The sequence below is a fragment of the Streptomyces sp. NPDC002911 genome (genome assembly GCF_053591835.1).
In genome coordinates, this window is the sequence record NZ_JBSFUO010000009.1 from 65,530 (window position 1) to 78,738 (window position 13,209).

At 70.2% G+C, this 13,209-nt stretch carries 14 protein-coding genes, 1 pseudogene and 1 CRISPR repeat array; of the genes and pseudogenes, 7 read left to right on the forward strand and 8 right to left on the reverse strand.

All coding sequences use genetic code 11. From position 1 onward, the window contains the following. Nucleotides 1-15 precede the first annotated feature (15 nt). From ACWD04_RS16390 to ACWD04_RS16410, 5 genes are all read right to left on the reverse strand, one after another. Nucleotides 16-702 carry a phosphotransferase gene (locus ACWD04_RS16390; RefSeq protein WP_451132390.1) on the reverse strand — a complete coding sequence of 229 codons (687 nt, stop codon included), beginning with the start codon at nt 700-702 and terminating at the stop codon, nt 16-18. 187 nt (nt 703-889) lie between these two features. Next, on the reverse strand, nt 890-1,786 hold the full coding sequence (locus tag ACWD04_RS16395; RefSeq protein WP_451132392.1) for an aldo/keto reductase: 897 nt from the start codon (nt 1,784-1,786) through the stop codon (nt 890-892). After that, a complete protein-coding gene (locus ACWD04_RS16400) occupies nt 1,783-2,967 on the reverse strand; it encodes a cupin domain-containing protein (RefSeq protein ID WP_451132394.1) in 1,185 nt (394 codons plus the stop codon). Before ACWD04_RS16400 ends, ACWD04_RS16395 begins: the two co-directional genes overlap by 4 nt. A 15-nt stretch (nt 2,968-2,982) precedes the next feature. Continuing rightward, nucleotides 2,983-3,126 (reverse strand): hypothetical protein, encoded by a 144-nt coding sequence (locus tag ACWD04_RS16405; protein ID WP_451132396.1) that lies wholly within the window; start codon nt 3,124-3,126, stop codon nt 2,983-2,985. Between the two features lie 147 nt (nt 3,127-3,273). After that, a complete protein-coding gene (locus ACWD04_RS16410) occupies nt 3,274-3,912 on the reverse strand; it encodes an ATP-binding protein (protein ID WP_451132398.1) in 639 nt (212 codons plus the stop codon). A gap of 83 nt (nt 3,913-3,995) precedes the next feature. On the opposite strand from ACWD04_RS16410, the gene ACWD04_RS16415 reads away from it, so the two are divergent. From ACWD04_RS16415 to ACWD04_RS16430, 4 genes are all read left to right on the forward strand, one after another. After that, on the forward strand, nt 3,996-5,162 hold the full coding sequence (locus tag ACWD04_RS16415; protein ID WP_451132400.1) for a helix-turn-helix transcriptional regulator: 1,167 nt from the start codon (nt 3,996-3,998) through the stop codon (nt 5,160-5,162). A gap of 19 nt (nt 5,163-5,181) precedes the next feature. Then, nucleotides 5,182-5,907, forward strand: coding sequence for a 5-formyltetrahydrofolate cyclo-ligase (locus ACWD04_RS16420; RefSeq protein ID WP_451132402.1), 726 nt, complete (start codon nt 5,182-5,184; stop codon nt 5,905-5,907). 142 nt (nt 5,908-6,049) lie between these two features. Then, nucleotides 6,050-6,870: direct repeats of the CRISPR family, unit length 29 nt; unit sequence GGGGTCATCCCCGCATGCGCGGGGAGCAG. 271 nt (nt 6,871-7,141) lie between these two features. Continuing rightward, the gene (locus ACWD04_RS16425; RefSeq protein ID WP_104787243.1) at nt 7,142-7,612 is read left to right on the forward strand and encodes a cation:proton antiporter regulatory subunit; all 471 of its coding nucleotides are present in this window, start codon (nt 7,142-7,144) and stop codon (nt 7,610-7,612) included. 2 nt (nt 7,613-7,614) lie between these two features. Beyond that, complete coding sequence (locus ACWD04_RS16430; protein WP_451132404.1) at nt 7,615-8,862, forward strand: cation:proton antiporter; 1,248 nt, start codon at nt 7,615-7,617, stop codon at nt 8,860-8,862. Between the two features lie 21 nt (nt 8,863-8,883). Here ACWD04_RS16430 and ACWD04_RS16435 read toward each other — a convergent pair whose 3' ends face one another. Both ACWD04_RS16435 and ACWD04_RS16440 read right to left on the reverse strand, forming a co-directional pair. Continuing rightward, nucleotides 8,884-9,846: a M56 family metallopeptidase gene (locus tag ACWD04_RS16435; RefSeq protein WP_451132406.1), complete on the reverse strand. Its 963-nt coding sequence runs from the start codon at nt 9,844-9,846 to the stop codon at nt 8,884-8,886. Between the two features lie 11 nt (nt 9,847-9,857). Beyond that, nucleotides 9,858-10,298: a BlaI/MecI/CopY family transcriptional regulator gene (locus tag ACWD04_RS16440; protein ID WP_451132408.1), complete on the reverse strand. Its 441-nt coding sequence runs from the start codon at nt 10,296-10,298 to the stop codon at nt 9,858-9,860. A gap of 134 nt (nt 10,299-10,432) precedes the next feature. Between ACWD04_RS16440 and ACWD04_RS16445 the strand changes: the two genes are divergently transcribed. Then, the gene (locus tag ACWD04_RS16445; RefSeq protein WP_351275025.1) at nt 10,433-10,888 is read left to right on the forward strand and encodes a tellurite resistance TerB family protein; all 456 of its coding nucleotides are present in this window, start codon (nt 10,433-10,435) and stop codon (nt 10,886-10,888) included. A gap of 83 nt (nt 10,889-10,971) precedes the next feature. Here ACWD04_RS16445 and ACWD04_RS16450 read toward each other — a convergent pair whose 3' ends face one another. Beyond that, nucleotides 10,972-12,036, reverse strand: a complete 1,065-nt coding sequence (locus ACWD04_RS16450; protein WP_451132411.1) for a PucR family transcriptional regulator — start codon at nt 12,034-12,036, stop codon at nt 10,972-10,974. Between the two features lie 288 nt (nt 12,037-12,324). Here ACWD04_RS16450 and ACWD04_RS16455 point away from each other — a divergent pair, with 288 nt between their 5' ends. Further along, nucleotides 12,325-12,963 (forward strand): hypothetical protein, encoded by a 639-nt coding sequence (locus ACWD04_RS16455; RefSeq protein ID WP_451132413.1) that lies wholly within the window; start codon nt 12,325-12,327, stop codon nt 12,961-12,963. Beyond that, a pseudogene (locus tag ACWD04_RS16460) lies at nt 12,959-13,202 on the forward strand (hypothetical protein); the annotation flags it as partial. The gene ACWD04_RS16455 and the pseudogene ACWD04_RS16460, both read left to right, overlap by 5 nt. Between the last annotated feature and the right edge of the window lie 7 nt (nt 13,203-13,209).

The window sequence follows — 13,209 nt, forward strand, 5'->3', positions numbered from 1 at the left end:
ACGGCGGTGAGCAGCTCAGCACCCGGCCATCCCATCGGCCGCCATCCGGTGCCAGACTTCTCCCGCCCGTCGCCGCAGCGGCGGTGCGAGTTCCCAGTTGTCCCCGCGTTCGGCGCTCTGGAGAAGGTCGGTGATAACCACCAGCTCCGCGAAGCGCCCGGCGGCACTGTCGAGAACGGATGCGAGTTCCAGGCGGACCCGTTCGGCGGTCTCCGGCATTCCGAGGCTGTAGGCATGCAGCAAGGCCGCGTCGTAGCCAGCAGGGGCGATGCCCCAGCCTTCCCAGTCCAGGATGGCGAGTTCGGGGCCGGCGAGGTTGGCCCAGTGCAGGTCACCGTGTGCGGTGGCCCACTCGGGCGGGGCCGTGGGGATGAGTTCGCCGAGAAAGGCGAGGTACTTCGGCATGGCCCGGTCCAGGTACTCCTGCCGTACGGCTGTGCGATCGGTCTGTACGGATGAGAGCTGGGCCAGAGCTATGCGCAGGTCACTCCACCAAGCGGCCGTCAAGAGCGGGTTGGCGCCGAGCACAGGGGAGGACGAGAGGACACCGCCGCCGGCGTAGTCGTACAGCTCTGCCTGGTACGCACCCTCCCTGTCCGTCCACTGCCGTACAAGATGCAGGTGAGGACGCGGAACCTCTCGAGGCACCAGCCGCTGGGCGTCCTCCGGGCCGGTCCAGAGTCTGCCGCTCGCCTTGTCCACCGGACCGTGGACGACGCGCAGCCATCCCGGCCCTTGCGGTCCGGTGACAGGTCGGCCCAGTGTCCGTCCCTGCCATCCCCATGCCTCATCCGGCCCCTCGCCGGACACAGGAGTATCGGGGACCGCTGCAAGGACGCCGCATGCCACGGTATGGGCCCTCCGCATGCGGGCGGCAACCTCGGGAGCGTCAGGTTCCGAGGACATCGATGACCTTTCTCAGGCGATCAGGCGACAGGGGCTCGAGGGCCCCCGCGCCCATGGCGTCAGCCCAGTGTGCCGGTGTGCTCGCCGACAGCAGGACCTGTGACACCCCAGGGGCCGACAGCCCGACCAGGAGCGCGGCTTGGACCGGTGAGGCAGTGGGATCAATGGTGCGCACCAGCTTCTCCGTCATCGCGTCGATGAGGTCACCGCCTCCGAGGGGAGCCGACGCAAAGACATCGAGCCCCGCCTCCCGGGCCTCTGCCAGTGCTCCGCGTCCGTCGAGCGCGGCCGCCACTACGACGAGATGGATGAGGGAGACCGGGAACTGCACGGCACGGAAGTGGTGGCGAGGGCCCCCTGCCCTCTCCGCGAGTGTCATGAGTTCGGAGATGGTGAACAGGCCGCTCGACAGGCCTGCCCAGGTGGCGACGCCGTAGCCACCGATCTTGCCGACATCGGCCGCGCTCTCCAGTCCCTCGAATGCCTCGGTCAGCGTCCGCGACACCTCGCCCCGGTCCGTCCGGCCGTGTTCCGGATTGTGGACGAAGACCAGATCCGGGGCACGGCCGAGGCGGGCACGACTGCGGGCGAGCTGCCAGGCAACATAGGGACGCATCAGACAGTGCCCTTGCTCGCGGCCTTCCGGAAGCACGCCGGCCTCGCGAGCGGCCTGCCGGTCGAAGTCGGGCACGAAGCCCACCTTGGTCGAGACGTACACCTGTGGGCACTCGTCGAGCACGGGGCGCAAAGATGCTTCGGCCGTACCAGACCCATAGTTCGGTGCCGTGTCAATCCATGTCGTCCCGGCGTTCACTGCCGCAGCCACCGACCGAGGCACGTCTCGGCACCGGTACGTCCCGGCCGCGAGCTGGGCGCTCATCCGGCCCGCCCGACAGCGGCGACCTCACCGTCCACCAGTACATCTACGAGTCTCGCCACCTGCCCGATGCGAAGTCCGGTTACGTGGGCGAGTTCGTCCAGGCGGTGACGGCCCCCGTCCGCGAGGAGAGACAGCAGGGGCGCCACCTGCGCGGAGAAGGTCCAGTTCACTCCCCCCGCCGTGAGTACCACGTGGCCGTCCGTGTCGTTGCGCAGCCGCGCCCGGGCGGTTACCAGGTGCACGACAACGGCGGGATCGGGCGGTACTCCTTCGACGTGCGGCAGTGAGGGCACGAGGCGGGCCCGGTCGGTGGCGTCCCGCATGGTGAGGAAGCGGTCGAGCAGCGTTCCGTCCTCGAACTCCTTCATGACAAGTTCGCTGAGTGACCGCACGAAGTCCGCCTTCTCTCCCTCGGTCCCGAAGCGCGGCAGGTCGCTGCGCACTGTCGATTCCCGGCGCAGGTCCTCGGAGAGCCACTGGAAGAGATCGGCGCCCGTCGTCGTCTGCATGCCACAGGTGAGGTGGAGAGAGCGGACACCCTCGGAAGCGGCGACCGCGTGCCACCAACCGCGCGGCAGGTACAGCATGTCCCCGGTGTGCAGAACCAGTTCGACCACTGGATCGTTCTGTGGCGGTTCGGGAACGTCCGTGTCCCGGTGGAGTGGGGCGGGTCTCGTAGGGCCGTAGATGCGCCATCGTTTGGCGCCGTCGAGCTGGAGGACGAGCACGTCGTGGTCGTCCCAGTGCACTCCGAAGCCTTCCTCGGGGGTCCAGGAGGCGTACGCGTTGACCTGGACACCGGTGCGCAGATGCCGTTCGAGCTCTTGGGCGAGGCGGCCGACACCTGGGTGCAGCTCGTCGATCGCGTCCAGGACGAGGGTGGCCCCCTCAGCGAGATGACGGTGCAGTTCCGCGGGCTTGAGCCGATGCCACACGGTGTTGCGGCGGGTGGTGACCGGCACCGTGTAGGCGTGTTGGGGCAGCTCCTCGCCGCCCACGGAGAGACGCAGGCGGGGCGGTTCGAGCCGGTGGTGGGTGAACAGAGCGTTCAGGTCGTCCCAGCCGAGCAGGCCGCCGAAGCGGGCCGAATCGCCGGGGAAGTGGCGGTAAGTACGGCCGAACACCTGGGCGAGGAAGTCCTCGCCCAGGTGCGCGACCACCGCAGGCACGTCGGTGGTCATCAGTAGCAGCCCTTCTCAGTCGTTGGCGTCGGACCGGCCGGTGGAACCGCCGTCCGAGGGCTGCTCGGCCCGCGAACGAGCGGCGACAATCCGGCAACGAGCGACCAGCAGGCCGTCACCGTCCTGACCATCGCTGATGGTCACGTTCTGCTCGGGCATGGCGTATCTCCTTCGGTGTGGGCGGAAGCGAGCCGATTGCCCGTTCCTTGGTTGTGGCGTCTCCGGCCGCCACCACGGGTGGAGGAGGCCGGAGGCGCCGGTACCTGACTTCTGGACTCGTGCGTCCGGAACCAGGTGGTCGTGTGGTCAGGTGGCATTGACTTGCGCCCAGGGGCCTCGGAGCACGCCGCATCCGGGTTCGGCAACCGCAACCGGCCGCTGTGCGCCCTCGAACAGGAAATCGCTGCCGCACATGGCCGGAGACGGTCGGTACGACGAGGAGGGCAGACGACTGCCGACCTCGAACCAGACCGCCTTTCCATCCGTGGTCGGCCGGGACCCCCACGCCTGGGCAAACCCATCGACCAACTGCAGTCCGCGCCCGCTCTCCTCGTCCAGGTCAGCCGGCACTCGGCGCGGAAGTGCCCCACCCTCCGTGTCTTCGGCCTCCAGCCGCACACGGGTCCCGTTCCAGCTCACCGTGACCTGGCAGCCCTCGCCCGTGTGCACCACAGCATTCGCGATCACCTCACCCGCAAGCAGCTCCAGCGTCTCGACCATGTCGTCCGCGAGCGACAGATCCCAGTCACGGACGATCGCGACAACCCGGCGACGAGCCGCAGACACAGCGCTGATGTCGGACGAGACATGGAGGAACGAGGACCTCAGGGCGGGTGTTCGGAACGACATGGAGGACGAACCTTCCTGGTTGTGTGGGGTCGGAGTTCCACACAACCGCCCGCAGCCAAGGACGCCCAGAGCACAATGGACGCACCAATGCGGCATCCGTGCGTCACATCCACGCCTCACCTCGAGCGTCGCGCAGCCGCAGGTCCCGGACAGAGCAGGTGAAACAGGGAGACAGCGTCATGGCGCATCAGCGCAACGGCCTCGCAGCGCGCCGCCGGACCGTGGGCCTCACGCAGGAGGCTTTCGCCGGACGCATGCAGGTGGATCGCTCAACCATCGCCCGCTGGGAATCCGGGAGCACTGCTCCTCAGCCCTGGATGCGCCCACGGCTTGCCCGCCTTCTCCGCGTCAATGCCGAGGGTCTCGATGACCTACTGACCACCGGGCCCTCAGGCGGCGCGCAGGGACAGGACGTCCTCGACTACGCAGCCCTTCACCCGGACCGCATCGATCTGTCCACCGTCGCGACACTTCGCACACGCTTCGACGACTGCGCCGCCCGTTACGACCGTGTACCTTCGGCTGGCCTCATCGCAGAAGCAGCAGCGCAACTCAACCGCATCGACCGACTCTCAGCCGGATCTGCCCGTGGCCGCGCTCAGAGGGAACTCCACGCCTTGCAGGCCGATGCCTGCACTCTCATGGGCCAGTTGGTCTGGGATGCCTCCCAACGCCGCGACCTCACCACAACCAAGACGTACTACGAGCGAAGCACCGACCTCGCCCGCCTCCTACGAGACCCCACGCTCGAAGCCCATGCCTTACTGCGTACCAGCTACGTCGCACTGTACGGTGCACGCGATGCGCACGCCGGACTGGCGCTCGCCGAGCGGGCCGCAGAGACCGCAGAACGTACGAGTCCCGCCCTGTCCGGCCTGGCGCTCCTGCACGTTGCCGAGGCACACGCCATGCTGCGGTCGTCCTCGGACTGCGAACGAGCACTCTCCCGCGCAGAGCGCCAACTCGACCAAGCGGACTGCGGCGACGCCGCCGCCAGCCTTGTGTCGCCGGCCCAGTTCGGCCGCCTCGCAGGTTCCTGCTACCTCTCGCTGGGCGACCACCAACGGGCCGAAACCCTGCTGACCGGCACGGCGGAAAAGCTCCGGGACAGGCGAAAGTCACGCGCAATCGTGCTGGGGAACCTTACGCTCGCCCGTATTCGCCAACGCGACGTCGAAGCGGCGTTGGCCAGTCTGACCGAAGCCATCGCCGAGCTGGAGACCACGCGCGGGGGCGGGGGCTTGAACCTCGTCTTCGGAGCCGCCCGCGAACTGCGCCCGTGGCGGCAGGAACCCCTCGTCGCAGACGTCCACGACAGACTGTTCGGCCTGATGTCAGCAGCGTAGAAGAGCGAAGGAGACACCAATGGCAGTCAGCTCCCTGGACCGCGCCAAGCAGGCGGTACGTACGCAGGTCTGGGATGCCCTGGCCGCCGCAGACGCTGTTCACGACGCTTCCGTCCACGGCCGCATCCCCAGTTTCAAGGGCGCCGAGCGAGCTGCGGACCGGCTCGCGGCACTCCCGGCCTGGCAACGCGCAAGTTTCGTCAAAGCCGTCCCGGACAAGGCCCAACTACCTGTACGAGTGCGTGCCCTGCAGGACGGCAAGACCGTGTACATGGCGGTGCCGAAGTTGGCCACGCTCAAGCCCTTCTACCTCCTCGACCCAGCCAACCTCACCGTCCCGCCCGCCGAGGCCGCGGCCAGCCGCACCGCTGCCGCGACCGCCCCTACGGTCGAGGTCGACGCCCTGCGACCACTGGATCTGATCGTCCTCGGCAGCGTTGCCGTCAACCACGACGGCGCCCGCATCGGCAAGGGCGCCGGCTACTCCGACCTCGAGTTCGCCCTGCTCACCGAGGCCGGCCTAGTGAGCGCGGAGACAGTCATCGTTACAACCGTCCACGCCCTCCAGGTGACCGAGATCCCGATCCCCACCACCGAGCACGACGTCAGCATCGACCTGATCGTCACGCCCGACGAGACCATCCTCTGCCCGAACCCTCACCGGCCTTCAGGAATCGACTGGTCGGCCCTTACGGCGGAAAAGATCGCCACAATCCCCGCGCTTGTTGCACGACAGGGCGCCTGACACTGAAAACGGGAAGCACCCTGGCGGTCAGCACGCCTGAATCCGCCAGAGGCAATCGTCATGGGGTCTTTGGCCAGGGCAAGGTAATCCCCCGCATGCGCGGGGAGCAGCTTTTGCGGCATTAGTAACGTGATCATGCTCGGGGGTCATCCCCGCATGCGCGGGGAGCAGTGGGTGCTGCGACTTCCCACCACGTGGGCCGTGGGGTCATCCCCGCATGCGCGGGGAGCAGGTGGCCCCGTCGGTCATTTCCATTTCGACGTAGGGGTCATCCCCGCATGCGCGGGGAGCAGGTCGGCCCGCTCGCGGCGCTCACGCTCCGCGTGGGGTCATCCCCGCATGCGCGGGGAGCAGGACACCGACGGGCGCTCCATCCCGGTGAACGGGGGGTCATCCCCGCATGCGCGGGGAGCAGCGCACGATCACCCGGTGTAACACTCAGGGGGCGGGGTCATCCCCGCATGCGCGGGGAGCAGAAGAGCTCCAGAGCGCTCTCGCCGAAACGGCGGGGGTCATCCCCGCATGCGCGGGGAGCAGATGGCCTCGCCAACACCGAGCTCCCGTAGCTGGGGGTCATCCCCGCATGCGCGGGGAGCAGGTTCCGGTGGTGTTCACGAGTCCTCCTGCTGGGGGGTCATCCCCGCATGCGCGGGGAGCAGCGTGCCGGAGTCGGGCGAACGTCCCCTGCTCGGGGGTCATCCCCGCATGCGCGGGGAGCAGTACATGCCCGCCTGGCTGCGCGTCACGACGTGGGGGTCATCCCCGCATGCGCGGGGAGCAGCGGGAGCGCCGTGAGTTTGGCGACCCGTCCATGGGTCATCCCCGCATGCGCGGGGAGCAGCCGGATGGTGTCGCCGGTGGCGTGCGGGAGGAGGGGTCATCCCCGCATGCGCGGGGAGCAGAGGCCTACGGACTGTCGTATGTGGGCGAAACGGGGGTCATCCCCGCATGCGCGGGGAGCAGTCTGCCTGACCTGGGACGTTATCGCGCTCTCCCGCAGTTCTGAAGCACTGCCAACGAAAGAGACATAAGCAGCAACATACCCTTTCCGGCCGACTGGCAGAGGCGCAGCCCCATCCCCTCACGGCTCCCGGCCGGCCTGGTGTTCCTCTGAGCTCGCCCGCCGGCCGGGGCCGCCGCCTCAGTGGCCGAAAATCGTCGCCAGCTAGGGTAATGAACGGCTAAAGAGATCACCAGAATATGTTCCGTCCGCCGTGCTCCGCAGGAGGAAGTCATGGGAACCCACCGCACATCACTGCCAGGAGTCGGCGTGCAGTACGACTACACCACGGAGTCGGGGCAGCACATCTCCGTCGTCGTGCATCACGACGGGCGGCGGTTTCTGGGGTTCTACGAGAAGGACGACCCTGATTCATGCGTGCTCTCCGTACCCCTGACCACCACCGAGGCCACCGGGCTCGCGCACCTCATCGACGCGGCGCCGATCGATGCCGTGCGGACCGACGGGATCGATCTGGTGACCGAGCACATTCCGCTCGGGACCCGCTCCCCGTACGGCGGGCGGCTGCTCGGCGACACCCGGGCGCGGACGCGGACGGGGGCCTCGATCGTGGCCGTGCTGCGTACGCACAGTGCGCATCCGTCGCCGGGGCCGGACTTCCGGCTGGCCATCGGGGACACGCTCGTTGTTGTAGGAACGCGTGAGGGCGTCGACACGCTCTCCGAGATCATTGCGGAGGGCTGACCGTGCACGACACGACCGCACTGCTGGTGGAGCTGGGCTCCGTCATTCTGGGACTCGGCATCATCGGAAGATTCGCCGGGCGGATAGGCCTCTCACCCATCCCGCTGTACCTGCTGGCCGGGCTCGCGTTCGGTGAGGGCGGTCTGCTGCCGCTCGGTGCCAGCGAGGAGTTCACCGCCATCGGAGCGGAGATCGGCGTCATCCTGCTGCTGCTCCTGCTCGGGCTGGAGTACAGCGCCTCGGAGCTCGTCACCAGCCTCAAGACGCAGTACCCGTCCGGGGTCGTCGACTTCGTGCTCAACGCGACACCAGGTGCGGCAGCCGGCCTGATGCTCGGCTGGGGGCCCGTGGGGGCCGTCGCGCTGGCCGGAGTCACGTGGATCTCGTCTTCGGGCGTGATCGCCAAGGTGATGACCGACATGGGGCGGCTCGGTAACCGTGAGACGCCCGTCATCCTCGGTGTCCTCGTCATCGAGGACCTCGCCATGGCCATCTACCTGCCGCTGCTCACCGCGATGCTCGCCGGCGTCGGCCTGGCCGGCGGCAGCGTCGCGCTGCTGATCGCGCTCGGCACGGTCGGCTTCGTGCTGTATCTGGCGCTGCGGCACGGCCGGCTCATCAGCCGTGCGGTGTCCTCCGACAACCCGGAGATGCTGCTGCTCGTCGTCCTCGGACTCACCGTCCTGGTGGCCGGGGTGGCCCAGCAGCTGCAGGTGTCCGCGGCCGTCGGCGCGTTCCTCGTGGGTATCGCCCTCTCCGGCGAGGTCGCCGAGGGTGCGCGCAAGCTGCTGACGCCGCTGCGGGACCTGTTCGCCGCCGTGTTCTTCGTGTTCTTCGGGCTGTCCACCGATCCGGCGGAGATCCCGCCGGTCCTGCTTCCGGCGGCGCTGCTGGCGCTCGTCACGGTCTTCACGAAGATCGGCACCGGCTGGTACGCCTCCCGGCGGGCGGGCATCGGTCCGCGGGGCCGCTGGCGCGCGGGCGGCACGCTGGTCGCGCGCGGGGAGTTCTCGATCGTCATCGCCGGTCTGGCCGTGGCGACGGAACCCCGGATCGGGCCCATCGCGACCGCGTACGTGCTGATCCTGGTGATCGTCGGGCCGCTCACCGCCAGGTGGACGGAGCCGGTCGCCTCGAAGCTGCAGGCGGCGCTCGCCGGCAAGCGGAAGGAACAGGCCGTCACGGCCGAGGAGCCGATGCCGTCGCACGACGACCTCACTCCGGAGCACGCCGGGCGCGAATCCGACTGACGGGGCCGCCCCGGCGGCGGGTCAGAGCGGGGTGGCCGCGTGGAGGATGCCGACGAGCGTCACCGCCGCACTGAGCGACGACAGCGCCGAGGCCGCCGTCCCCACCGTCGCGGTCACCGCCGCCAGGACCAGGTGCGCGGAAGGCGGGGGCCAGAGCCCGGCCGAGGGTTCGGGGTCGAGCAGCGCCGCCACCCGGCGCGGCACAGGACCCACCGGCGAAGAAGCCGCGAAGGCGGGTACGGCGGGCCCCGGCGGGCGGTGCGAGAACAGGGCCGCCTTGCCGACCGCCGTGGCAACGGCCCGGCGGCTGCCGACCGCGTACGCCGCTTCCTCGTCCGCCCAGCGTTCGGTGCTGTACGCCACCGCCGTACGCAGGGGCAGCAGGAACGGGTTGGCGCGCGCCGCCAGTTGCGTCACCAGCAGGTAGCGGTGGTGCCGGCCCGCGAGGTGCGCGCGTTCGTGGGCGACGAGTGCGCGGCGCTCGCGGGCGTCCAGGCACTCCATCATCCCGGTGGAGACGACGACCCGGCCGCTGCGGCCGCGCCCTCCCGGGAGGGCGTACGCGTACGGGTCGGGGGACGGCACCACCGCGAGGTCTCCCGGGCCCCCGTCGCCGGCGGGCTGCGGCGGCAGGGCGCGGGCGGCGCGGATCCGGGTCCTGGTGTGCCGCAGCAGGGTGCTGCCGCAGGCCACCAGCACCGCTCCCAGGACGCCGATCGCGAGCAGGCCTGCCTTCTCCTCGTACGGCACCGCGGCGCGCACCTCGGGGTCGGACCAGCCGTCGGGCAGCGGGTTTCCGGGGAGCTGGGCCGTGCCCACCACCATGAGCAGGGCCAGGCACAGCGTGCTGCACAGGGCCAGCGTCGAACCGACGACGGCGAGGAGGCGGGTGGCGCTCCTGGGGTGCAGATGCTGTTCCGCGAGGCGCGCCATGGGCAGTGCGGTCAGCGGCAGGACGAGTGGCAGGTAGACGAAGACGCCCATCGTGGTGGCTCTCAGCCTTCCGGAGCTGCGGGGTCGTCGTCGGGGGAGTCCGTCGCGCGGGAGAGCAGCGCGCGGAGCCTGGCCTCGTCGCCCGGGGACAGCGCGGAGACGAACCGGGCCAGGACGGCCTCCCTGTCGCGTTCGCCGTCCAGGACGCGGCGCATCCGGAGGGCGGCGAGGCCCGCCTCGTCGGAGGCCGGGGTCCAGGCGTAGGAACGGCCCTGCCGGGTGCGGGTCACGGCCTTCTTCACGTAGAGGCGGGAGAGGATCGTGATGACCGTGGTGTAGGCGAGGTCGCCGTCGAGGTGCTCCTGCACCCAGCCGGCCGTCGCGGGCCCGCCCGCCGAGCGCAGCACGGTCAGGACCTGGGCCTCCAGCTGGCCCTGGCCACGCCTGGGCAGCCGCGCGCCGTCCTGGGTGCCGCCGTCGTCCGAATCTGTGGGCCTGTTCATCCGCCGCATCCTACTGAGTGGCCGCTCAGGGCCGGACGGCCGCCGTGCTGACGGCGGCCACCCGCGCTACTTCTACACGCCTGTAGAGTTCGGCTGGTTCCCGCACCACAGGCAACGCAACGTATGGAGACGTCATGGCCCTTTGGGATCGGATCAAGGAATCCGCGTCGACGATGCAGACGCAGCTGGAGGCGAAGAAGAACGACCTGAAGAGCGGGGCGTTCCGGGACGCGAGCATGGCCATGTGCGCCCTGGTCTCCGCGGCGGACGGTTCCATCGACCCGTCCGAGCGGCAGCGCGTCGCCTCCCTGATCGCCACCAACGACGTCCTGCAGAACTTCCCGGCGGACGACCTCCAGCGCCGGTTCAACGCCTACGTCGACAAGCTGACCGCCGACTTCGCCTTCGGCAAGGTCAGCGTGCTCCAGGAGATCGCCAAGGCGAAGAAGAAGCCCGCCGAGGCACGAGCCGTGATCCAGATCGGCATCGTGATCGGTGGCGCCGACGGCGACTTCGACAAGTCGGAGCAGGCCGTCGTGCGCGAGGCGTGCTTCGCGCTCGACCTGCCGCCGCACGAGTTCGACCTGTAGGTCACCGACGTGTACGGCCCGGGCCCCTCGGGCCGTACGCCCGCCACGGGACCGCCGCACCGTACCGGCGTCCGTCACGTCCGTCAGACCTCGTTCGCCGGCCAGTCCAGCAGCCTGGCGCCGATCACCGCCGTCTGCAGCGTGTACCGGTGCATCGGGTCGGACGGGTCGGAGCCGGTCAGCTGGTGTATCCGCTCCAGCCGGTACGTCAGCGCGCGCACGCTCAGCGACAGCCGGCGGGCCGTCTCGGCCGCGACACAGCCCGCGTCGAAGTACACGGACAGCGTCCGCAGCAGGGGTTCCGCGCCGCCCCGCGCCTCCTTGAGCGGGCCGAGTTCGCTGCGCACCAGGTCGGCCATGGCCTGCCGGTCCCGGGTCAGCACCGGATAGACCAGCAGGTCGGCGGCGTACAGCACCGGGTCGTCGAGCGTCATGCGCTGCGCCAGGTCGAGGGCTTCGAGCGCCTCGTCGTACGAGTGGACCACCCCGCCGGGGCCGCGGTGCGGGCGACCGATCGCGACCTGGCCGCCGTCCGTAGCGGCGTGCGCCTGCTTGGCGAAGTACCGCAGGACGTCCGGCTGACTGCCGGGGGCTATGCAGATAAGGCGCCCGTCCTTCGTCGTGAGCAGGATCTTCCGGCCGCTGAAGCGCGCGATCAGCGCCGCCTCCACGCTACGGGGCGCGGCGTCGGACTCGGTGTACGCCTCGGGGCCCGCCGCCACCGCGACGGCGTGGGCCCGCGAGAGCCGCAGCCCGAACCGGGTGGCCCGCTCCGCGAGTCTGCCCAGGTCGCTGCGCCCGTACAGCAGGTCGTCGATGAACTCCCGCCGCGCCGCCTCCTCACGCCGCACGGTGAGGCGCTGCGCCCGCTCGAAGCCCTCCGCGAAGGCGTCGACCGCCTGTTCCACGGCGCCCAGCACGGCGTCGGTGGCCGAGCCCGCCGCCGTGCGCGGCCAGGCGGCGCGGGTCTCCGCGAGGTGGCGCTGTACCAGGGCCCGCAGCTGATGCCCGGCCTCCGCGGCCTCACGGCCGAGCGTGCGCCGTGTCTCCAGCTCGTCCCGGGTGAGCCGGCGGCCGGTCTCCGCGACCTCGGACAGGATGTGGGCAAAGCCCTCCAGGAATCTCGCGGGGATCTCGGGCTCCGCCACGGCTCACTCCTCCGTACCTCGACAGCATTGTCACCACACCAACGCACGAAGGCGGGTGCCGGTGCCCGGCAGCCGGGGCCCGTGAAGCCTGCCGGATTCCGGAAGTGCGTCCGGGCGGCCCCCGCTGGCACGATCTGTTCAGCAACACACGGGGGCAGCACGGGGGTCACGGGGGAAGGAACCGGTTGCTGCGGGGCCGTTCGCGGTGTCGCGGCGCCGGTTTGCCGTCCCACCCTCTGCCGCGCGGCCTCCGGGACCGTACAGCGGCGCAGGGACGGGGAGAACCGGATGACCGAATTACTTTCCGCAGCACTCGCCTTTCCGGCCGTGCTCTTCGGCGCCGCCCTGGTGGTCGTCGTCTGCTTCTGGCTGCTGGTGCTTACCGGAGCGGCCGGGCACGACTCCTTCGACGGCGACCTCGACACCGACGCGGCCGGCTTCGGCGGGGTGCCCGTCTCCGTGTCGGTGTCGCTGTTCATCGTCATCGCCTGGTTCGCCGGCCTGACCGGATCGGTCCTGGTGCTCCGCAGCGGAGCCACCGGCACCCTGCGGGCCGTGTTCCACCTCGCCGTACTGGCGGGGGCGCTACTGATCGCCTGGGGGGTGGTCCGCATGCTCGTACGCCGCTTCCGCCGGTTCTTCCCCGCGGAACCTCCACCGTCCCGCGAGGACTTCGTCGGCCAGGTCTGCACGATCCGTACCGGGTCCGTCAGCGCCGACCTCGGGCAGGCCGAGGTCACGGCAGCCGACGGATCGACCGCGATCGTGCAGGTCCGGCAGCCGGTGCGGCCGTCCGTGCCGGGTGACGTGTTCAGGTCCGGCAGTACGGGGCTCCTCTACGCGTACGACGCAGACGGCGAGTTCGTCCAGGTCTCGCCGTACGACGCGGCGCACGCCCCGCGACCGCTGCCGCGCAAGGCCGTCTGACCTGCTGAAACCGGCCGCCCTGCGGGGCACGCTCACCGGCGCAGGCGGAGCGGTGGGCAGCGGTCACCTCCTCCTACGTACGTGCGCAGGCGCTCGGGGGCCCGGATGCCGACCCCGCCTCCCGTGCGGTCGGGGCGCTGGGGCTGCTCGCGGACCGGCTCGCGGCGGTCGAGGCGGCCATCGAGCGGGCCGCGGGTCCACGCCCCCGTCACGCGATGATCACCGACACGCCCGACTGAACCGGAG